This is a genomic window from Streptomyces kronopolitis, from assembly GCF_014646275.1.
GTDB classification, from domain to species: Bacteria; Actinomycetota; Actinomycetes; order Streptomycetales; family Streptomycetaceae; genus Streptomyces; species Streptomyces kronopolitis.
In genome coordinates, this window is sequence record NZ_BMND01000014.1 from 146,068 (window position 1) to 167,978 (window position 21,911).

General features: G+C 73.2%; 11 protein-coding genes and 1 pseudogene. 4 read left to right on the forward strand and 8 right to left on the reverse strand.

Going from position 1 to position 21,911, the window contains the following annotated elements; all coding sequences use genetic code 11:
* The first annotated feature begins 120 nt into the window (after positions 1 to 120).
* Positions 121 to 408, forward strand: coding sequence for a heavy-metal-associated domain-containing protein (locus IEY78_RS17515; protein ID WP_189099291.1), 288 nt, complete (start codon positions 121 to 123; stop codon positions 406 to 408).
* Between the two features lie 664 nt (positions 409 to 1,072).
* On the opposite strand, the gene IEY78_RS17520 is transcribed toward IEY78_RS17515, so the two are convergent.
* The 5 genes and pseudogenes from IEY78_RS17520 to IEY78_RS17540 form a co-directional block, all read right to left on the reverse strand.
* Entirely contained in the window at positions 1,073 to 2,362 is a 1,290-nt protein-coding gene (locus tag IEY78_RS17520) for a citrate synthase (protein WP_229700012.1), read from the reverse strand.
* A gap of 178 nt (positions 2,363 to 2,540) precedes the next feature.
* Positions 2,541 to 4,799, reverse strand: a complete 2,259-nt coding sequence (gene recD2 / locus IEY78_RS17525; protein ID WP_189099293.1) for an SF1B family DNA helicase RecD2 — start codon at positions 4,797 to 4,799, stop codon at positions 2,541 to 2,543.
* A gap of 232 nt (positions 4,800 to 5,031) precedes the next feature.
* On the reverse strand, positions 5,032 to 5,889 hold the full coding sequence (locus tag IEY78_RS17530; RefSeq protein ID WP_189099295.1) for a sugar phosphate isomerase/epimerase family protein: 858 nt from the start codon (positions 5,887 to 5,889) through the stop codon (positions 5,032 to 5,034).
* Entirely contained in the window at positions 5,886 to 7,034 is a 1,149-nt protein-coding gene (locus tag IEY78_RS17535; RefSeq protein ID WP_189099297.1) for a dihydrodipicolinate synthase family protein, read from the reverse strand. Before IEY78_RS17535 ends, IEY78_RS17530 begins: the two co-directional genes overlap by 4 nt.
* A pseudogene (locus IEY78_RS17540) lies at positions 7,031 to 8,196 on the reverse strand (Gfo/Idh/MocA family protein). Before IEY78_RS17540 ends, IEY78_RS17535 begins: the two are co-directional and overlap by 4 nt.
* A 220-nt stretch (positions 8,197 to 8,416) precedes the next feature.
* Between IEY78_RS17540 and IEY78_RS17545 the strand changes: the two are divergent.
* The 3 genes from IEY78_RS17545 to IEY78_RS17555 all read left to right on the forward strand — a co-directional run bounded on the left by IEY78_RS17545 (position 8,417) and on the right by IEY78_RS17555 (position 13,038).
* Positions 8,417 to 9,403: a bifunctional helix-turn-helix transcriptional regulator/GNAT family N-acetyltransferase gene (locus tag IEY78_RS17545; RefSeq protein WP_189099299.1), complete on the forward strand. Its 987-nt coding sequence runs from the start codon at positions 8,417 to 8,419 to the stop codon at positions 9,401 to 9,403.
* A 574-nt stretch (positions 9,404 to 9,977) separates the two neighbouring features.
* Positions 9,978 to 10,844, forward strand: a complete 867-nt coding sequence (locus tag IEY78_RS17550) for a sugar phosphate isomerase/epimerase family protein (RefSeq protein WP_189099336.1) — start codon at positions 9,978 to 9,980, stop codon at positions 10,842 to 10,844.
* A 358-nt stretch (positions 10,845 to 11,202) separates the two neighbouring features.
* Positions 11,203 to 13,038, forward strand: a complete 1,836-nt coding sequence (locus IEY78_RS17555) for a glycoside hydrolase family 3 protein (protein ID WP_189099301.1) — start codon at positions 11,203 to 11,205, stop codon at positions 13,036 to 13,038.
* Between the two features lie 126 nt (positions 13,039 to 13,164).
* Here the strand turns inward: IEY78_RS17555 and IEY78_RS17560 are convergent, their stop codons facing one another.
* From IEY78_RS17560 to IEY78_RS17570, 3 genes are all read right to left on the reverse strand, one after another.
* Positions 13,165 to 14,583 carry a S28 family serine protease gene (locus IEY78_RS17560; protein ID WP_189099302.1) on the reverse strand — a complete coding sequence of 473 codons (1,419 nt, stop codon included), beginning with the start codon at positions 14,581 to 14,583 and terminating at the stop codon, positions 13,165 to 13,167.
* Positions 14,584 to 14,729: 146 nt separating this feature from the next.
* Positions 14,730 to 18,671 carry an ABC transporter ATP-binding protein gene (locus IEY78_RS17565; protein ID WP_229700013.1) on the reverse strand — a complete coding sequence of 1,314 codons (3,942 nt, stop codon included), beginning with the start codon at positions 18,669 to 18,671 and terminating at the stop codon, positions 14,730 to 14,732.
* Between the two features lie 238 nt (positions 18,672 to 18,909).
* Positions 18,910 to 21,723, reverse strand: a complete 2,814-nt coding sequence (locus tag IEY78_RS17570) for a discoidin domain-containing protein (protein WP_189099304.1) — start codon at positions 21,721 to 21,723, stop codon at positions 18,910 to 18,912.
* Positions 21,724 to 21,911: the final 188 nt, after the last annotated feature.

A 21,911-nucleotide genomic window follows, 5' to 3' on the forward strand; every position in this document is an offset into this window, starting at 1 on the left:
AGGGTTGGCGGGTACCGGCAGTCGCATGGGCCACTCGCGGCTCGTGCGGCGCTCCGGCGCCTGGCGCCACCGCACGCACCAGCACCACTGCACGTATCGGCACCACAAGGAGAGTCCCCCATGACCGAGAACAGCTCCCGCAGCACCCCGGAAGGCGCCGGCGAGGTCGGTGGCACCGACGACCGATCCGGCGAGGTGACCGCGACGTACAAGGTCACCGGCATGACCTGCGGGCACTGCGAGGGTGCGGTCTCGTCCGAGCTGGGCGAGCTGGCCGGGGTCAGCTCGGTGCAGGCGGTCGCGGCCAGCGGCCTGGTGACCGTTACCTCGAAGGCGCCCCTGGACGAGGAGGCCGTGCGCGCGGCCGTCGACGAGGCGGGGTACGAGCTGGTGGGGCAGGCGGGCTGACCGCGGCGCCACCTCCTCGCGCGGGGCGCGGGCCGGCTCGCCACGGGCGGGCGGATCCGCGCCCCGCGCACCACGGCTGTCAAGGCGGAGCACAAAAGCGCTCGGCCGCGCGACGGCCGGGTTGCCGGGGGTCGCGTGCGGAGCGCTTCGCGCGGTGTGCGGGTGCGCCGGGGCGGCCCCGGACGGGTCTTCGTAGTGGTCGGCGGCCTGCGGCCGGGAAATTTCACCTGGCCCTTACAACTGACACAACACCCATACCCCAGGGCCCCGATCTCCAGATCGGGGTGCTTGACCGCATTCGCCCGCATATGGCAAGAGACCCAGATCACACTCATTGGAACGTAACCATTGAGGGGGGTCGTGAGTCTAACCGGGCAGTGCAGGCACCCCGGCGGGGCTTGCACTGCACCAGCCGTGCAGATCTTGGGGGATCGTGCCCGGCTACGCGTGGCCGGGGCGACGCGCCCGGGGAGCTTTGAGCGGCCCTCCCGAATGTGCGCGTCCCGGCAGATCGCGGTGCAACCCGAACGCCCGGACGGATCCCGTGGGGGGAATCCAACCGGGACAAGGGAAGCGCCCCGCGCTCTGGACCCGTGGGGGGATCCGGAGGCGGGGCGCTTTCTTCTTTGTCAGACCTCGGCGGCCCGGCGGCACAGGGCGGCCGTCAGCGCTCCTCGACCGGCACGAAGTCGCGCTCGACGACGCCGGTGTAGATCTGCCGCGGGCGGCCGATGCGGGAGCCGGGCTCCTTGATCATCTCGTGCCACTGGGCGATCCAGCCGGGCAGCCGGCCGAGCGCGAAGAGCACGGTGAACATCTCGGTCGGGAAGCCCATGGCCCGGTAGATCAGGCCGGTGTAGAAGTCGACGTTCGGGTAGAGCTTGCGCTCGACGAAGTAGTCGTCGGAGAGCGCGTGCTCCTCCAGCTTCAGGGCGATGTCCAGCAGCTCGTCGGACTTGCCGAGCGCGGACAGGACGTCGTGCGCCGCCGCCTTGATGATCTTCGCGCGGGGGTCGAAGTTCTTGTAGACGCGGTGCCCGAAGCCCATGAGCTTCACGCCGTCTTCCTTGTTCTTCACCTTGCGGATGAAGGAGTCGACGTCGCCGCCGTCGCGCTGGATGCCTTCCAGCATCTCCAGCACGGACTGGTTGGCGCCGCCGTGCAGGGGCCCCCACAGGGCGTTGATGCCGGCCGAGATCGAGGCGAAGAGGTTCGCCTGCGAGGAGCCGACCAGCCGCACGGTGGAGGTGGAGCAGTTCTGCTCGTGGTCGGCGTGCAGGATCAGCAGCTTGTCGAGGGCGCTGACCACGACGGGGTCGAGGTCGTAGTCCGCGGCGGGCACCGAGAAGGTCATGCGCAGGAAGTTCTCGACGTACCCGAGGTCGTTGCTCGGGTAGACGACCGGGTGGCCGACCGACTTCTTGAACGCGTAGGCCGCGATCGTCGGGAGCTTGGCCAGCAGCCGGATCGTGGAGATGTGGCGCTGCTGCTCGTCGAACGGGTTGTGGCTGTCCTGGTAGAAGGTCGACAGCGCGCTGACGACGGAGGACAGCATCGCCATCGGGTGGGCGTCCCGGGGGAAGCCGTCGTAGAAGCGCTTGACGTCCTCGTGCAGCAGGGTGTGGTAGGTGATGTCCTGCTTGAAGTTCGCCAGCTCATCGACGGTGGGAAGCTCGCCGTTGATGAGGAGGTACGCGGTCTCGACGAACGTGCTGCGCTCTGCGAGCTGCTCGATCGGGTAGCCGCGGTACCGGAGGATCCCGTTCTCACCGTCGAGATAGGTGATCGCGGATTTGTACGCCGCGGTGTTGCCGTAACCGGAATCCAGGGTCACCAGACCGGTCTGGGCGCGCAGCTTCGAGACATCGAAGCCCTTGTCGCCAACGGTGCTGTCGACGACCGGGTAGCTGTATTCGCCGTCCCCGTAACGCAGTACTACAGAGTTGTCGCTCACGTCATCCCTCACCGACGTTGTGCCTCTTCTTCGAGGTGCCCTGACTGCCTATACCTTCCCCCATTTGAGACCTGGATGTGCACTCGGGGTCGGCCATAGGGCCTGGAAGCGGCACTCAGTGCCGCCTGAGTGCCCATCCTGCCCCTCTTCGCCCCGTATGGGAAAGAGGGGGGAGCCCTCACATCGCACCGGCGAGCCGGTGATCGAGCGCCGTGCACCGCCGACCGGCGGATACGGTGCGGACGGCCTGTCCGAGGGCCTTTCGGGAGCCGACCAGCACCACGAGGCGCTTTGCCCGGGTCACGGCGGTATACAGCAGATTGCGCTGCAGCATCATCCAGGCACTGGTGGTGACCGGAATCACCACCGCTGGATATTCACTACCCTGCGAGCGGTGGATCGTCACGGCATAGGCGTGGGCGAGTTCGTCGAGTTCGTCGAAGTCGTAGGGCACCTCCTCGTCCTCGTCGGTGCGGACGGTCAGCCGCTGCTCGTCCTGGTCCAGGGCGGTGACCACGCCGACGGTGCCGTTGAAGACGCCGTTGCTGCCCTTTTCGTAGTTGTTTCTGATCTGGGTGACCTTGTCGCCGACGCGGAAGACCCGGCCGCCGACGCGGCGCTCGGGAAGATCGGGGCGGCCGGGGGTGACGGCCTGCTGGAGCAGGCCGTTCAGGGCGCCCGCCCCGGCGGGGCCGCGGTGCATCGGGGTGAGCACCTGGACGTCCCGGCGCGGGTCGAGGCCGAACTTCGCCGGGATCCGGCGGGCCACGACATCCACGGTCAGCCGGCCCGCCTCCTCGGAGTCCTCCTCGGCGAACAGGAAGAAGTCCGGCAGGCCGTTCGTCAGGGGCGGCACGCCGGAGTTGATGCGGTGGGCGTTGGTGACCACCCCGGACTGCTGGGCCTGGCGGAAGATCCTGGTCAGCCGCACGGCCGGCACCGTCCCGCCCGCCACCCGGCCACCGCTCCCCTCCGGCGCGGCGCGCACGGGCCCTCCCGCGGCGAGCAGATCGCGCAGCACCTCGCCGGCGCCCACCGAGGGCAGCTGGTCGACATCGCCCACCAGCAGCAGATGGGCGCCGGGCGGCACCGCCTTGACGAGCTTGTTGGCGAGCAGCAGGTCCAGCATGGAGGCCTCGTCGACGACCACCAGATCGGCGTCCAGCGGGCGGTCCGCGTCATAGGCGGCGTCCCCGCCGGGCTTCAGCTCCAGGAGGCGGTGGACCGTGGAGGCCTCCGCCCCGGTCAGCTCCGCGAGGCGCTTGGCGGCGCGGCCGGTGGGCGCCGCCAGCACCACCTTGGCCTTCTTGGCGCGGGCCAGCTCGACGACGGAGCGGACCGTGAAGGACTTGCCGCAGCCGGGGCCGCCGGTGAGCACCGCGACCTTCTCGGTCAGCGCCAGGCGCACCGCCTGCTGCTGCTCGGGGGCCAGCTCGGCGCCCGTCCGCCGCGCCAGCCAGGCCAGCGCCTTGTCCCAGGCCACGTCCCGGAACGCCGGCATCCGGTCCTCGTCGGTGCGCAGCAGCCGGGTCAGCCGGCCGGCCAGGGAGATCTCGGCGCGGTGGAACGGCACCAGGTAGACGGCGGTGACGGGCGCGCCGTCCTCGCTGCCGGGTACCTTCTCGCGGACCACGCCCTCGGGGTCGGCGGCCAGTTCGCCCAGGCAGTCGATGACCAGGCCGGTGTCCACCCCGAGCAACTTCACCGCGTCGGCGATCAGTTGCTCCTCGGGCAGGAAGCAGTGGCCCTGGTCGGTGGACTGCGACAGGGCGTACTGCAGGCCTGCCTTGACGCGGTCGGGGCTGTCGTGCGGGATGCCCACGGACTGCGCGATGCGGTCGGCGGTCAGGAAGCCGATGCCCCAGACGTCGGCGGCCAGGCGGTAGGGCTCGTTGCGGACGACGGAGATCGAGGCGTCGCCGTATTTCTTGTAGATGCGCACGGCGATGGAGGTGGACACCCCGACGCCCTGGAGGAAGACCATGACCTCCTTGATGGCCTTCTGCTCCTCCCACGCCGCGCCGATCAGCTTCGTGCGCTTGGGGCCGAGGCCGGGCACCTCGACCAGGCGCGCGGGCTCGGTCTCGATGACGTCGAGGGTGTCGGTGCCGAAGTGCTCGACGATGCGGTCCGCGATGCGCGGGCCGATGCCCTTGATCAGGCCGGAGCCCAGATAGCGGCGGATGCCCTGGATCGTGGCGGGCAGGACGGTGGTGTAGTTGTCGACGGTGAACTGCTTGCCGTATTGGGGGTGGGAGCCCCAGCGGCCCTCCATGCGCAGCGACTCGCCCGGCTGGGCGCCCAGCAGCGCGCCGACGACGGTCAGCAGATCGCCGGCGCCGCGGCCGGTGTCGACCCGCGCGACGGTGTAGCCGCTCTCCTCGTTGGCGTAGGTGATCCGCTCCAGGACCCCTTCGACGACGGCTGCGTTGACCATGGACCGACGGTACCGCCGGGGTCTGACAGCGCGCCGCCGGCCGGGCTGCCGGCGCACCATCGAGGGGCCCGTCCGATGGTCGGGCCCCTCGATTCCCCCCTCCACGCCGGTCCCGGATCCCCCCGGATCCTCCCCTTTCGGGACCGGCGTCAGCTTTGACTTCTGTGAACGGTCAACGGTTGTGCGGCGTCGCGGGGTTATTTCCGCACCGCCCGGGGCGGGCGCGCCGGGCTCATGCGACGTGGCGGCGGAACCGGTCGACGATCTCCGCCAGGACCTCCGCGCCGTCCCTGGCCCACAGCGCCGGCTGGAAGATCTCCACCTCGACCGGGCCGCGGTAGCCGGCCGCCTCGACCCGGCGGCAAAACCACCGCAGGTCCACCGCGCCGTCCCCGAGCTGCCCCCGCCCCAGGAGGACGCCGGCCGGCAGCGGGGTGACCCAGTCGGCGAGTTGGAAGGCGGCGATCCGCGAGGCCGTGCCTCCGGCGGTGCCCGCGCGGTCGATCTGCGCGCCGACCGTGTCGTCCCACCACAGGTGGTAGGTGTCGATGACCACGCCGACCCGGTCGGCGGGGAAGCGTGCGGCGAGGTCCAGTGCCTGGGTGAGCGTCGAGACCACGCACCGGTCCGCCGCGTACATCGGGTGCAGCGGTTCGAGTGCCAGGCGCACGCCCCGCTCCGCCGCGTACGGCCCCAACTCGCCCAGGGCGTCCGCGATCCGCTCGCGGGCGCCGGCCAGGTCCCGGCTGCCGGCCGGCAGTCCGCCGGAGACCAGCACCAGGGTGTCCGTGCCGAGGGCGGCCGCCTCGTCGACGGCGGCGCGGTTGTCGTCCAGGGCGGCGGCCCGCTCGCCCGGGTCCGTCGCCGTGAGGAATCCGCCCCGGCACAGGCTGGTGACGCGCAGCTGGGCGTCCCGTACGAGCCGGGCGGCCGCGGCCACTCCGTACTCCTGGACGGGCGCCCGCCACAGGCCCACGCCCCGTACACCGGCCCGGGCGCAGCCGTCGGCCAGTTCGGGCAGCGACCACTGCCGGAGGGTCTGCTGGTTGAGGCTGAGCCGGTCCAGGAGCGCGGAGGGGGCGTCGCTCATCCGTCCTGCCCTCCGTGGACGGCGAGCAGGGCCCGCATCCGGGCGGCGGCGCGCTCCGGGTCGGGGAACAGGCCCAGTGCGTCGGCTAGTTGGTGGGCGCGCCGCAGGTGCGGCAGCGAGCGCGCCGACTGGAGTCCGCCGACCATGGTGAAGTGCGACTGGTGGCCGGCCAGCCAGGCGAGCAGGACGATGCCGGTCCTGTAGTGGCGGGTGGGTGCCCGGAAGAGGTGGCGGGAGAGCGCGACGGTCGGGTCCAGAGCGGCCCGGAACGCGGCCGCTCCCCGGGGGCCGGGGGTGTCGAGGTGGCGCAGGGCGTCGGCGGCGCGGCGGGCGAGCGGGTCGAAGATGCCCAGCAGGGCGTCGCTGTGGCCGTGTGTGTCGCCCGCGATCAGCTCGGGGTAGTGGAAGTCGTCGCCGGTGTAGCAGCGCACGCCCGGGGGCAGCATGCGGCGCAGCCGTACTTCCCGGTCGGCGTCCAGGAGGGAGACCTTCACGCCGTCGACCCGGTCCGGGTGGGCGGCGATGATCCGCAGGAGGGTCGCGGTGGCCGCGTCGGGGTCCGTGCCGCCCCAGTAGCCGGTCAGCGCCGGGTCGAACAGGGGGCCGAGCCAGTGCAGGATCGCCGGGCGGGCCGTCTGGCGCAGGAGGTGGCCGTACAGCTCCTGGTAGTCGTCGGGGCCGGTGGCGGCCGCGGCGAGCTGCCGGGAGGCCAGCAGGACGGGGCGGGCGCCGGCGTCCTCGACGACCGTGAGCTGTTCCTCGTAGGCGGCTCGCACCTGGTCCAGCGTCGCTCCGTGGGCGGGCAGTTGGTCGGTTCCGGCGCCGCAGGACAGGAGGCCGCCGGCGGCCCGGGCCTCGGCGCCGGTGCGGCGGATCAGTTCGGCGGCGGCGGTCCAGTCCAGGCCCGCGCCGCGCTGGGCGGTGTCCATCGCCTCGGCCACGCCCAGGCCCTGGGCCCACAGGTGGTGGCGGAATGCGAGGGTGGCGTCCCAGTCGAGGGCGGCCGGGCCGTCCGGGCCGGTGTCGGCGTACGGATCGGCCACCACATGGGCGGCGGCGAAGACCGTACGGGAGCGCGTCGGGGGGTGCGCGGCACGGGGTGCGGCGCCCGGCCCGGAGGAGGCGGGGGTGCCCGGGGCGGTCACGGGGTGGGCTCCGGTGCGGCGAGGTCCCCTACCGGCAGGCGGCGGCCCTCCGCCGAGGAGCGCAGCGCGAGCGCGGCGAGCTGGACGCCGCGGGCGCCGGCGGCCAGGTCCCAGCGCCAGGGCCCGTCCCGTAGGACGTGCCGCAGGAACAGCTCCCACTGCGCCTTGAAGGCGTTGTCGAAGGTGTCGTTGTCGGGGACCTCCTGCCACTGGTCGCGGAACGCCCCGGAGGCCGGCAGGTCGGGGTTCCAGACCGGCCGCGGGGTGGTGGCGCGGTGCTGCACCCGGCAGTGGCGCAGTCCGGCGACGGCCGATCCCTCGGTGCCGTCCACCTGGAATTCCAGCAGTTCGTCGCGGTGCACCCGCACCGCCCAGGAGGAGTTGATCTGCGCGACGATGCCGCCGGCCAGTTCGAGGATGCCGTAGGCGGCGTCGTCGGCGGTGGCCTCGTACGGGGTGCCCGACTCGTCCCAGCGGCGCGGGATGTGGGTGGTGACGTGCGCCTGGACGCTGCGGACCGGTCCGAACAGCTCGTGCAGGACGTACTCCCAGTGCGGGAACATGTCGGCCGCGATGCCGCCGCCGTCCTCGGCGCGGTAGTTCCAGGAGGGGCGCTGGGCCGGCTGCCGGTCGCCTTCGAAGACCCAGTAGCCGAACTCGCCCCGTACGGACAGGATGCGGCCGAAGAATCCGCCCTCGACGAGGCGGCGGAGCTTGCGGAGGCCGGGCAGGAAGAGCTTGTCCTGGACGACGCCGTTCTTGACGCCGGCCTCCCGGGCCAGCCGGGCCAGTTCGAGGGCGCCGGTGAGGCTGCTCGCGGTGGGCTTCTCGACGTACAGCGGCTTCCCGGCGGCGATCGCCTTCTTGACGGCTTCCTCGCGGGCGGCGGTGACCTGGGCGTCGAAGTAGATGTCGATGCTGTCGTCGCCCAGTACGGCGTCGAGGTCGCAGCTCCAGTGCGGCAGGTTGTGGCGGGCGGCCAGCGCCGGAGCTTGGGCGCGGAGCGGCCGACCAGCACCGGCTCGGGGAGGATCACCGTCCCGTCGGGCAGGGCGAGGCCGCCCTGGTCGCGCAGGGCCAGGAGGGAGCGCACCAGGTGCTGGCGGTGTCCCATGCGCCCGGTCACCCCGTTCATGGCGATGCGTACGGTCGTGGATGGCACGGTCGGGCCCCTCTCGCTCGCCGCGGGCAGGCGTCCCCGGATCGCTCGCCGCAGGCGGGCAGGCGTCCCCGGACCAGTAAGCGCCTCCTCGCGCCGGGGCGCCAGCATGCGGGGCGAGGTCGTGGGGGCGGGCGGGGGCAAAGCCGGGGCGTTGCGGGGGGGTGTGCAGATCGGCTTCGAGGACTTACTCTTGACTCAGTCAACGTTGAGGGGGTCGACGATGACCGCATCCGCCGGACCGCCCGGCCCGTCGGGCGACGCCACGCCCGATCCCGCAGCCGATGTCCGCGCGCTGCGCCGGTTCAACCGCTTCTACGTCAACCTGATCGGCGCCTTCGACTACGGGCGCCAGCTGTACACCCCGTTCACCCTCACCGAGGCGCGGATCCTCTACGAGATCGCCCACCACGATCGGGTGGACGCCGCGGACCTCCGGGTGTCCCTGTCGCTGGACGCCGGCTATCTCAGCAGGCTGCTCGGCAAGTTCGAGGACCGGAAGCTGATCACCCGCGGCCGGTCCGAGCGGGATCCCCGCCGGCAGTGCATCATGCTGACGCCCGCCGGCTGGGAGGCGGCCGGGCTGCTGGAGGAGCGCTCCCAGGAGGCCGTGGGCTCGCTGCTGACGGATCTGCCCGCGGCGGACCGGGCCCGCCTGGTGGACTCGGCGCGGACCATCCACGCCCTGCTCGCCAAGGGCCCGGAGGAGGCGCCCGACGCCCGTCCGCCCGAGGTCGTGCTGCGCCGCCCCTACCCCGGGGACCTGGGCTGGATGGTGGAGCGCAACGCCGCCCTCTACGCCGCCGAGTACGGCTTCGACCTGTCCTACGAGGCGCTGGTGGCCCGGATCGTGGCGGAGTACGCCGAGGCCTTCGACCCGCGATGGGACCGCACCTGGATAGCGGAGCTGGGCGGGGACCGGGTGGGCGCCGTGATGTGCGTACGGGACGGCGCCCCGGGCGTCGCCCGGCTGCGGCTGCTGCTGGTGGAGCCCGGCGCGCGCGGCCACGGCGTGGGCCGCCAACTCGTCGACACCTGCGTGGAGTTCGCCCGGGAGGCCGGGTACGGCGAACTGGCACTGTGGACCAACTCCGTGCTCCACGCGGCCCGGGGGCTCTACCAGCGCGCCGGTTTCGAGCTGGTCTCCGAGTCGGCGCACCACAGCTTCGGCCAGGACCTGGTCGGACAGGACTGGCGACTGACGCTCTGACGGGGGGCGAGGCAAGGCAGGTCGGGGCGGGGGCCTACGGCGGGACAGGGTGCGGTGAGGGCGCCGGGGGACGGGGTGCGGGGCCACGGGTGGCGGGGCTGAGACCTCGGGTGGCGAGGGTGCGGAACCCAGTGGCGGTGGTGAGGTCTCGGGTGGCGAGGGTTGCGGACTCCAGTGGCGAGGGTGGGGCCCCGGGTCGCGCGGGCGCTGACCCCGGGTGGCTCGGTGAGGCCCCCGGGTGTCGAAGGTGCGGACCCGGGTGGCGCGGGCGCGGCCCCCGGGTGCCCCGCCCGTGTACGCCGCTGCCCAAGCCCCCGCTCGCCGCTCCGGACGACTCACCCGGCGCAAAACGGGCACGGACCACGGAACACGGGGAAGGACCGTGGGAAGGACGGGGAGAACACCCGCAACACCCGCAACCAGGAGGAGCGCAGGCATGGTCAACACGGGCGCCACGAACGGTACGACCGGCATGGGCAGCACGGACGGTACGAACGGCGCGGGCGGCGCGACCGGTACGGGCAGCACGAATAGCGCGGGCGGCACGGGCGGCACGAACGGCTCCACCCCGGCGATGCGCTTCGCGTTCTCGACCCTCGGTGTGCCGGGGATGCCGGTGCCGGAGGTGATCGGGCTGGCGGCCGACGCCGGGTATCAGGGGGTGGAACTGCGGGCCCATCCGGAGGAGCCGGTGCATCCGCTGCTCGGGGCGCGGGAACGCGCCGAGGTGCGCGGCCGGTTCGCCGACGCCGGGGTCGAGATCCTGGCGGTGGCCGGATACGCCGGGGTCGCCGCCGCCCGGGACACGGCGGGTGAGCAGGAACTGGCGCAGGAGCTGAGCGAGCTGGTGCTGCTGGCTGCCGACCTGGGGGCGCCCTACGTCCGGGTCTTCCCGGGCGGCGGGGACCGCCCGGCGGACGCGGCGGACGCGGACGCCGCCCGCCGGCTCGCCGCGGTGGCCCCGCTCGCCGCCGAGCGGGGCGTCCGGGTCCTGCTGGAGACCCATGACTCGCACCGCACGGGCGCGGACGCCGCGCGGGTGCTGGGCCCCGTGGGGCACCGTCAGATCGGCGCGGTCTGGGACGTGCTGCACAGCTGGCTGGGCGGCGAGGAGCCCGTGGACACCCATGCCGCGCTCGCCCCGCATCTGGGCTATGTGCAGGTCAAGGATGTCGCCTCGGCCGAGGACCGCACCCCGCTCCCGCTCGGCGCCGGCGCCCTGCCGCTGGCGGCCGTCCTGGACACCCTCGCCCGCGACCCCGAGGACGCCCACGGCCCGGTGCCGGCCACGGAAGGCGGCTACGACCAGGGGCCGGGCGGCTGGCTCTGCTGGGAGTACGAGAAGCGCTGGTTCCCGCAGGCGGCGGACCTCCCCGGGCTGCTGGCCCCGGGCCGCGCCCACCTCCAGCGGCTGCTGTCCGGCGCCGCCGCCGGCTCCTGACCCGCCCGTGGCCGGAAGGGAAGGGGGCCGCCTACCGCCGGAGGGGAAGGACGCCCACCCGCCGCCGGAAGGGAGGAGGCCCACCCGCCATGGGAAGCGAAGGACGCCCGCCCGCCGCCGGAAGACGAGGGCACCCGCCCGCAACCGGAAGGGAAGGGCCCGCCGGGGAAGCGGCCACTCCGCTCCCCCGCTCCCCCACCCCCACTCCCCTGAGCCCCCATCACACATCCCCGCCCGCCCCGCAATCCCTGGGCGCCACCGCGGAAGGAGTCATTGACCGACAATAGTTTTCCGGCTATCCGTGTCTCCTTGGAAGTTTCCTTCACAGAGCCGAGGAAGCCCTCCGGAAGGAGCGCGGATGCACTCCAGACGTACCGTCCTGACCACCGCGGCCGCGGTGGTCGCCGCCGTGGGCCCGACGGGGGCGGCCGCCCCCGCACCCGCCACGTCGGCCGCCCCCCTCGGGCACCGTCCCCCCTCCCCCGCCACCCGGGCCCGGCTGCGCCGCCTGATCTCCCGTATGACCCCGGAGGAGAAGGCCGGCCAGCTCTTCGTCATGCGGGTCTACGGGCACTCCGCCACCGACCCGGACCCGGACGATGTCGCCGCGAACCGGAAGGAGATCGGCGTCGCCAACGCGGCGGAGCTGATCGCCAAGTACCACGTCGGCGGCATCATCTACTTCGGCTGGGCGCACAACACCCGCGAGCCGCATCAGATCGCCGACCTCTCCAACGGCATCCAGAGGGCCGCCGCCGCGCAGCGCGTGCCCGTGCCGGTGCTGATCTCCACCGACCAGGAACACGGCATAGTGGCCCGTGTCGGCGCGCCCGCCACCCTGTTCCCGGGGGCGATGGCGCTGGGCGCGGGCGGCTCCCGCGAGGACGCCGGCACGGCGGCCACCCTCGCCGGCCGGGAACTGCTCGCCATGGGCATCCGGCAGGACTACGCGCCGGACGCCGATGTCAACGTCAACCCCGCCAACCCCGTCATCGGCGTGCGGTCCTTCGGGGCGGACCCGCAGGCGGTGGCCCGGATGGTCGCCGCCGAGGTGAAGGGCTACCAGGGCGCCGGGATCGCGTCCTGCGCCAAGCACTTCCCCGGCCACGGCGACACCGACACCGACAGCCATGTCGGGCTGCCGTACATCCACCACACGGCCGAGGAGTGGGAGCGCCTGGACGCGCCGCCGTTCAAGGCCGCGATCGCCGCCGGCATCGACTCGATCATGACGGCGCACATCGTGGTGCCCGCCTTCGACAAGAGCGAGGACCCGGCCACCCTCTCCCGGCCGATCCTCACCGGCATCCTGCGCGAACGCCTGGGCTACGACGGTGTGGTGGTGACCGACTCCCTCGGCATGGAGGGCGTACGGGTGAAGTACGGCGACGCCCGGGTGCCGGTGCTCGCCCTCAAGGCCGGCGTCGACCAGCTGCTGAACCCCCCGGACCTGTCGCTCGCGCACGCCGCCGTGGTCCGGGCGCTCGCGGACGGCGAGCTGTCCGAGCGGGACATCGACGCGAAGCTGATGCGCATCCTGCTGCTCAAGGACCGGCGCGGACTCTTCGCCCACCCCTACACCACCCGCCGGGCGGTGGACCGGGTCGTCGGCATCCGCAGCCATCTCGCCGCCGCGGACCGGATCGCGGACCGCACCACCACCCTGCTGCGCAACGACGCCGGGATCCTGCCGCTGTCCCGGCGGCGGGAGCGCCGGGTGCTGGTGGTGGGCTACGACGCGGCCGCGCCGACCGGCACCGGCGGCCCGCCCACCACGGTCCTGGCCAAGGCGTTCACCGAGCTGGGGTTCACCGCCACCGCACTGTCCACGGGCCTGTCGCCGGGCCGGCCGCAGATCGACGAGGCGGTGGCGGCGCTCGCCGCGCGGGACGCGGTGGTGGTGGCCACCTACAACGTGACCGCGGACTCCTCCCAGCGGCAGCTGGTCGCCGCGCTGCTGGCCACGGGCAAGCCGGTGGTGCAGCTGGCGGTCCGCAATCCGTACGACATCGCCCAGCTGCCCGGGGTGAAGGCGGCGCTGGCGAGCTACTCGTGGACGGATGTGGAGCTGCGGGCGGCGGCCCGGGTGATCGCCGGGCGGCGGGACCCGGCGGGCAGGCTGCCCGTGGCGATAATGCGCGCCGACACCCCGACCACGGCGCTCTACCGGATCGGGCACGGCCTGTCGTACTGAGGCGCGGCGGCGGGCACGGACCCGGCGCGCCCTCCCGTCCCCGGGGAGGGCGCGCCGCGTCCGCTGCCGGAGGCCGGCGGTGGGCCCGGCGGCCTTGCGGTCCGGCGGCCGTGTGGCACTTCGGTCCTACGGCCGCAGCAGCGGCATCCGCCGGATCTCCTGCTTGTCCAGCTGCTTGTTGTACGGCGCCAGCGGCGTGGCCGTGCCGCTCGGGGCCTTGACACCGGCCCAGTCGAGAAGTTCGGCGGTGGCCTTGGTGCGGTCGGCATCCGCCAGCTTGGCGATGTTCGAGCCGTGGTTGCCGCCGGGCACGGTGAAGACGTACGAGTCGCGGGCGCCCTTGCCCAGCTCGAAGTGCTCCGAACTCCACGGGTCGAACTGCCCGTTGACGAACATCATCCGGTTCGCGTGGTGGCGCACCCAGTGGTCGACGTCGGGCATCGCGCGCTTGTCGAAGCGCATCGGGATGTCCTTGGGCACGAACGACCGCGAGTTGTTGATGCCGGGGTACTTCAGCAGGCCGGCGAGGTTCGGGTAGGCGTAGCCGGGCTCGCCCAGCTGGGTGCCCGCCTGGTAGTAGTACGGCGTGTACGGCTCCATGCCCTGGTCGGTGTAGCTGTCGAAGCCGCCGACCTTGTCCATCCAGGCCCACAGCCCGTCGGTGGAGACGGACGGCTTGGGGACCTCGGCGCAGGCGGTCTCGGCCGGCTGGTACTGCCAGAAGCCGAAGACCAGGTCCGTGACCATGACCTCGTAGGCCCGGTCGGCGCTGCCGACGGTCTTGAAGGTCTGCTTCTCCTTGTCGGCCCAGGTCTGGAAGCGGCCGACCATCTCCTTGCGGCGCACCAGGGCCTCGCGCTCGATGGCGGCGAGGTCGGCGCGGCACTGCGCGGTCCCGACGTTCTTGAAGAACCGGTCGTAGGCGGAGTCCTCGTCGTTGCGTACGTCGTTGGGCGCGACGTAGGCGACGGTGCCGTTCATGTCGTGCGGGAAGAAGCGGCGGTAGTAGGTGGCGGTCATGCCGCCCTTGCTGCCGCCGGTGTCGATCCAGTTCTTGCGGTAGATGCGGTGCAGGGCCTGGAAGATGCGGTGCTGGTCATCGGCGGCCTGCCGGATGTTCAGCTTCTTCCAGTCCGTGGGAGCCGGCCGCGACGGGGTGAAGTAGCGGTACTCCAGGGAGACTTGGTTGCCGTCGATGATCTTGGTGGGTTCGCTGCGGGACGGCGCGGTGTTGACGTTGTAGCCGGAGGTGAAGAACACCGTCGGGCGGTCGACCGACTTGTGCAGCAGGGTCAGCCGCTGCTGGAACGTCCCCTTCGACGGGTGCCGGTGGTCAATCGGCTGGGTGTAGTTCAGGACGAAGTAGCGGTAGCCGTCGACCGGCTTCTCTTCGATGAGGCTCATGCCCGGGATCGCCAGGATCCGGTCCTTGATGTCCTCGGTCTTCGGCTCGGCGGCCGTGGCCGCTCCCGCCGACACGCTGCCGGCGCCCACCGTGCCTATGAGCACGGCGAGTGACAGCAGCCATCTGGTGGCCTTGCGCATGCACCCTCCCCTTGGGATAGCAAAGGTCGGGCTGAACCTATCGGCGCGCTGCGGGTGCCACCAGCCCTCGGCGCCATCCGGTGGATCTTCCGAATGGCCGCGGGGACCGCCGGGCGGCAGTCCCCGCGGGGCGGGCCCCGGTCCGCTCAGGCGGCGAGTTCCTCCTCCTCGCCGGTGAAGGTGCGCCACAGCTCCGCGTAGCGGCCGTCGTGGGCCAGGAGCTGGGCGTGGGTGCCGTCCTCCGCTATCCGGCCGCGGTCGAGCACCACCACGCGGTCCGCGCGGGCCGCGGTGGTCAGGCGGTGGGCGACGATCAGGGTGGTGCGCCGGCGGGGGGCCGGGCCGGCGTCCGCGCGGGCGGGGTCGAGCGTGCGCTGCCGGTCGGTGGCCTGGTTGACGACCGCTTCGGTGGCGAGGTCCAGCGCGGCGGTGGCCTCGTCGAGCAACAGCACGTCCGGGTCGACGAGTTCGGCGCGGGCCAGGGCCAGCAGCTGGCGCTGGCCGGCGGAGAGGTTGCGGCCGCGCTCGGCGACCTCGTGGAGGTAGCCGCCGTCGAGGGTGGCGATCATGTCGTGGGCGCCGACGGCCCGGGCGGCGGCCTCCACCTGCGCGTCGGTGGCGTCCGGACGGCCGTAGGCGATGGCGTCGCGGACGGTGCCGGCGAAGAGGTAGGACTCCTGGGGGACCACGCCCAGGCGGCGGCGGTAGCCCGTCAGGTCCAGCTCGCGCAGGTCCGTGCCGTCGATCCGGACGGCTCCCCCGGACGGGTCGTAGAACCGCGCGACCAGCTTGACCAGGGTGGACTTGCCGGCGCCGGTCTCGCCGACGAAGGCCACGGTCTGGCCGGCCGGGATGGTGAGGTCGACGCCGGCCAGCGCGGGGGCGTCCCCGCCGCCGTAGTGGAAGTGGACGTCGTCGAAGGTGATGTCGCCGCGCAGCGCGGGCACCTCGCGGGGCCGCTCGGCGACGGGGGTGGTGGTCGGCTCGCGCAGCAGCTCCTGGATGCGGCCGAGCGAGACGGAGGCCTGCTGGTAGCCGTCGAAGACCTGGGAGAGCTGCTGGACGGGGGCGAAGAACAGGTCGATGTAGAGGAGGTAGGCGACCAGTGCGCCGGCGGTCAGGGTGTGCGAGCCGACCCGGTCGGCGCCGACGATCAGCACCAGCGCGGCCGCCACGGACGACAGCAGCTGGACGAAGGGGAAGTAGACCGAGATCAGGAACTGGCCGCGGACCCGGGCCCGGCGGTAGGCGTCGCTGCGGGCCGCGAACCTCTCCCGGCCACTGTGCTCGCGCCGGAAGGCCTGGACGATCCGCAGTCCGGCGACGCTCTCCTGGAGGTCGCCGTTGACGACGCTGATCCGCTCGCGGGCCAGTTCGTAGGCCTTCACGCTCTGCTTGCGGAAGAAGTACGTGCCGATGATCAGCGGCGGGAGGGTGGCGAAGACGACCAGGGCCAGCTGGACGTCGATGGCCAGCAGCGCGACGAGGATGCCGAAGAAGGTGAGCACCGAGACCAGGGCGGTGACCAGGCCGGTCTGCAGGAAGGTCGACAAGGCGTCGACGTCGGTGGTCATCCTGGTCATGATCTTGCCGGTCAGCTCGCGCTCGTAGTAGTCGAGTCCGAGGCGCTGGAGCTGGGCGAAGATCTTGAGGCGGAGGGAGTAGAGGACCCGCTCGCCGGTGCGGCCGGTCATGCGGTTGCCGCCGATCTGCGCCGCCCACTGGGCGAGGACCACCAGCAGGGCGACCCCGGCGGCCGTCCAGACGCCGATCAGCGCGCCGCGCCGCACGCCCTCGTCGATGCCCTGCCGGATCAGCACCGGCAGCAGCAGCCCGGCGACCGCGTCCACGGCGACCAGCGCCAGCGCGCAGCCCAGCGGCCGGCCGAAGCCGTGCAGCAGCCGGCGCAGGCCGTAGGAGCGCTCCGGGCGCAAGGCCCGGTCCTCGTCGATCTCGGGGGTGTCGGTGGCCGGCGGCAGGGCGGCTACCTGGGCGAGCAGTTCGGGCGTGGCCGTCATCCCGGCCATGGCCGAGCCGATGCCGGGCCCGGCGCCGGCCGCGGCGCGGGCCGCCGGACCGGCCGCGCCCGCCTCGGCCTCCTGCTCGCGGCGGACCCACAGCTCGGGGGTGATCGTGCCGGCGGCGGCCCGCTCCCCGCCGGGCCGGGCGCCCTGTCCGGTCCACTCCCCCGGCCGGTCCGCGGCGCCCTCGGCCGACTCGGTGTGCTCGGCCGACTCGGTGTGCTCGGTCAGCTCGGCCAATTCGGCATCGAAACCGTCCGCCGCTTCGTCCGCCGGGTCGGGCGCGGCCTCGCCCAGCTCGTCCGGGTCGGTCAGCAGCCTGCGGTAGAGGACGCAGCGGCTCTCCAGCTCCTCCTGGGTGCCGATGTCGACCAGCCGTCCGCTGTCGAGGACGGCCACCCGGTCGGCGAGCGCCAGGGTGGAGGCGCGGTGGGCGATCAGCAGGGTCGTGCGGCCCGCCATGACGCCGCGCAGCGCCTCGTGGATCTCGTGCTCGACCCGGGCGTCCACCGCCGAGGTGGCGTCGTCGAGGACCAGCAGCCGGGGGTCGGTGAGGATGGCGCGGGCCAGGGCGACGCGCTGGCGCTGGCCGCCGGACAGGGTCAGGCCCTGCTCGCCGACCTTGGTGTCGTAGCCGTCGGGAAGCGCGGAGATGAAGCCGTCGGCCCGGGCGGCGCGGGCCGCGGCGCGCACCTGGGCGTCGGTGGCCGAGGGGTGGCCGTAGGCGATGTTGTCGCGCACGGAGTCGGAGAACAGGAAGCTGGTCTCGGGGACCAGCCCGATGGCGGCCCGCAGCGACTCCAGGGTCAGCTCGCGCACATCGTGGCCGCCGATCAGGACGCGGCCGGCGGTGACGTCGTAGAAGCGGGGCAGCAGCAGCGAGACGGTGGACTTGCCGCTGCCGGACGTGCCGACCACGGCGACGGTCTCGCCGGCCTCGATGCGCAGCGAGAACCCGTCGAGGACCGGGCGGAGCGGGTCGGCGGCAGCCGGGTCGGCGACCGCGGGTTCCCCGCCGGGCTCGCGGTGCGGCGGCGCGTAGGCGAACGTGACGTCCTCGAAGGCGACGGTCGCGGGGGCGTCGGCGGGCAGCGGGCGGGCGTCGGGCCGCTCCGTCAGGGCCGGCTCGGTGTCGATCAGCTCGTAGACCCGCTCCACGCCGGCCCGCGCCTGCTGGCCGACGGTCAGCATCATCGCCAGCATCCGCACCGGTCCGACGAGCTGCGCGAGGTAGGTGGAGAAGGCGACGAAGGTGCCGAGGGTGACCTGCCCCTGGGTGGCCATCCAGCCGCCGAGGGCCAGCATCGCGACCTGGCCGAGGGCGGGGACGGCCTGCAGGGCCGGGGTGTAGACGGCGTTGAAGCGGACCGTGCGCAGCCGTCCGGCGAACAGACGCCGGCTGACCTCGCGCAGCTTCCCGGTCTCCTGCTCCTCCTGCCCGAAGCCCTTGACGACCCGGACGCCGGAGACCGCGCCGTCCACGACCCCGGCCACCGCGGCCGCCTGCCCCTGGGCGTACCAGGTGGCGGGGAACAGCCGGGCGCGGCTGCGCCGGGCGATGAACCACAGGGCGGGGGCGACGGCCAGCGCGACGACGGTGAGCAGCGGGGACAGCGCCAGCATGACGACCAGCGAGATCACGAACAGCAGGACGTTCCCGATCATCATCGGGACCATGAACAGCAGGCTCTGGATGAGCTGGAGGTCGCTGGTGGCGCGGCCGACGACCTGGCCGGTGCTCAGCTCGTCCTGCCGCCGGCCGTCGAGCCGGGCGATCGCGGCGAACATCCGGGTCCGCAGGTCGTGCTGGGCGTCCAGGGCGAGGCGGCCGCCGTAGAAGCGGCGTATGTAGGTGAGGACGTAGACCACGACGGCGGCGGCGACCAGCAGGCCGGCCCAGGGGCCGAGGGGGCGGGCGTGCCGGACGATGACATCGTCGATGATCAGCTTCGGGACGAGCGGGACCAGGGCCAGCACCGCCATGCCGGCGAGCGAGGAGCCGAGGGCGAGCAGCACGTCCTTCTTGTACTGCCAGCAGTCGCGGATCAGCCGCCTCGCCCAGCCCACTGGTTGCCTGTCCGTCCCCGCCACCCGGTGCCTCCCGCTCCTCGACACGCGCCGCCGCTCGGCACGTACCGCATGGCTCCAACACCGCCGGGGGCGGTTTTCATCCCGCCGCCCCCCGCCGGCGGCATTCCGGCGGGGGGCGCGAAGGAGCGCGGGGCGGCGCCGGGAGCGCGGCGGGCCCGTCCCGGCGGTGCGGGGCGGGGCCGTCGTCCGGTGCGGTGCGGCGGGTCGCGGCGGGCTACTTCACTCGCTGCACGTCCAGCTCGGTGATTCCCGGGTGCGGCTCGGGCTTGCCGCCCGCCGCCGGGGTCCGGTCGCCCTCGACGGTGACCCGGACGTACCGCGCCGGGCTCCGGCCGTCGTACCCGGTGCCCGTCCAGTGCTTGCCGTCCCGGGAGACCTCGATCCGGTAGGACTTCGGGCGGGTCGCGGTCCAGTGCGGGGTGATCTTCCCGACGAGAGTGGGCCGGCCGAGGTCGACGGTGAGGCTGCCGGTGGCGGCGTTCGGGACCCACGCGGTGGTGGCGTTGCCGTCCACGGCGGCGCCCGCGTACATGCCGGGCTCCTCCGAGGTCGCCGTGGCCGGGGTGCAGCGGGCCGCGTCCGAGGTCGGCGTCCGGTCCGGGCGGCGGGTCTTCAGGACGGCCGGCACCCCGCGGCTGACGATCTTGTCGCCCTCTGGCGTCTCGATCCGCATCGGTGCCCCGGCGGTCAGCCGCACCGTGGTCTGCTCGGCGCCGATGGCGATGTCATAGGTCCGGCCCTGCCAGTGCAGTCCGCGCAGGGTCACGCCCCGGGAGAGCTGCGGCGGCAGCATCGGGTCGAGGTGCACCGCGTTGTCCCGCAGCCGCAGCCCGGTCAGGCCGTTGGTGAAGGTCTGCAGGAAGCCGCCCTTGCCGGTGAGGAAGTCCTGTGCGGGCTTGCCGGCGTGCGGGTCGTCGGCGCCGGCCTTGTCGCCGCGCGCCTCGGAGAACTCCTTGAACGGCCCGCGCACGAACGGCTTGATGGACCGCTGCAGGTAGGTGTAGGTCGCGCAGCCGGGCTCGCCGAGGGCGGCGGCGTCGATGGCGTGCACCGAGTCCGTCATGGCCGGGCCGTCCGGGTCGGTGTGCCCGGCGTAGAAGTCCAGCGTGCGGGCCGCCTGCGCCTTCGACATGGGCCATTCCAGCGGGTACATCAGCAGCACGGTGTCGGCCTGCTTGATGGTGGTGCCCTTGTACCCGGCGTACTGCTCGAAGATCTTCTTCTTGCTGTCGTAGGGGATCCGCAGCTTGTCGGCGACGGTCTTCCAGGAGGACGGCGCCTTCTGGCCGAGGATCGCGGCGACGCGGGTGGCGTTGCGCAGGGCGGTGGCGGCGCCGGCGTTGGTGAACACCCCGTCGTTGACGCCGTTGCTGTACTCGTCGGGTCCGGCGACGTTCTTGACGGAGTAGCTGCCGTCGGCGTTGCGGGTGGCCCGGGAGGCCCAGAATTCGGCGATGCCCTTGAGGACCGGCCAGCCGCGGGACTTCAGCCAGGCGGTGTCCTTGGTGGCGAGGTAGTACTGGTAGGTGGCCAGGGAGATGTCGCCCATGAGGTGGTTCTGGGTCTTGCAGTGCGGCGGGTCCCAGCTGTGGCACTCGTTCCACAGGTCGCCCTTGCTGCCGCTGGTCCAGGGGTAGAACAGCCCCTTGTAGCCGAGCTTCCGGGCGTTGGCGCGGGCCCCGGCGCGGGTCTTGTAGCGGTAGTCGACGATGGACCGGGCGAGCGAGGGATGGGTGGCGAGCAGGCCCGGGTACATCCAGGTCTCGGCGTCCCAGAAGACCTCACCGGCGTAGTTGTCGCTGGTCAGGCCGGTGGGGCCGATGCTGTTGTCGCTGCCGGCGCGGGTGGCGGAGAGCAGTCCGTACTGCGCCGAGCGCACCCAGGACTGCATCTCGGGCTGCCCCTTGACCTCGATGTCGCTGCGCCACAGCCGCTGCCAGGCGGCGGTGTGCCGGGCGAACAGGGCGTCCCAGCCGCGGGCCGCGGCCCGTCGGGAGGCGGCGTCGGCGGCGGCCCGCGGGGAGCGGGAGGTGAGCGCGGTGTCCACGCCGACGTACTTGGTCAGCTCGTAGGAGCGGCCGCTGCGGACCGGGAAGGACACCCGCTGGCGGTTGCTCAGCTTGTCCTTCTGCGGCTCCTGGCGGGGCTGCCCGGCCCGCACCCCGGGCCCGGTGCGCAGGGTGGAGGCCACCGCGCCGTCGGTCCTGGTGCCGTCCGTGCGGAATCCGACGTCCATGGTGCGGTCGTGCTGCGCGCCGGTGCCGGACGGTGCCATCCGGCGGGCGCCGCGGCCGTCGAGGCCGTCGGTGACGGTGGCCGCGCCGCTCCAGTGGGGCGTCATCCGCAGGCGGACCGCGCCGGTGTGGGCGTCGTCTCGGTCGGCGAGCACGTCGTAGACCAGGTCGGTGCGGCGCCCGTCGGCGGCCGTCCAGGTCAGCGAGGTGCGGACGAAGCCGCAGCGCAGGGAGAGGGTCTGGCGGTAGTGCGAGATCCGGCCGGGCGCGGTGGCCGAGGAGAAGGTGTCGGGGCGGGCCCCGCCGGTGGCGACGTCGAGCGTGGACCAGGTGGGGATGGCGGCGATGGCCTGCCGGCCCTGCACGTCCTTGGGGCCCTTGGCGTAGAGCCCGGAGACGAACGCGCCGTCGTAGGCGGGGGTCTTCAGCGGCCAGCCGGTGGTGCCGCCGGGCGCGGTGTAGCCGGCGCCGTTGGGCGCGACCCGGGCGCCGAGGTACCCGTTGCCGACGTAGGCGTGGTAACTGTCCTTGGGGTCGATCTTGGTGGAGGTGGACGTCCAGCCGTCGCTGTCGTCGCCCGGTACGCAGGGCCCCTGGGCGCCGCCGGCGGACGGGCCGCCCTCGGGCGCGCGGACGGGTGCCGAGGCCGAGGCCGACACGGGTGCGAGCACCGCTATCAGGGCTCCCGCGAGCAGCGGGGCGACCAGCTTGCGCGAGCGGCGGGCAGCGCGCGGGCGCCGCCCCGCCTCGTCCCGCGGCGGCCGGTCAACGGGGGGTGATGCCGAATGTTCCATGGTTCTCCGATATACGGGCGTGCCCGTGCAGCGTCGTCCACGCGCACGGACATCACCGTGAACATCATCAGGCCCCCGCCTGCACGGCACCCTAGGACGTATCCCCCGTCCGGGTCACGGGATCCGCCGCACCGAGTTACCACCGGCGCGTTCCGGGTGTCCCACTCGTCACCCGATTGGTCAAAGGG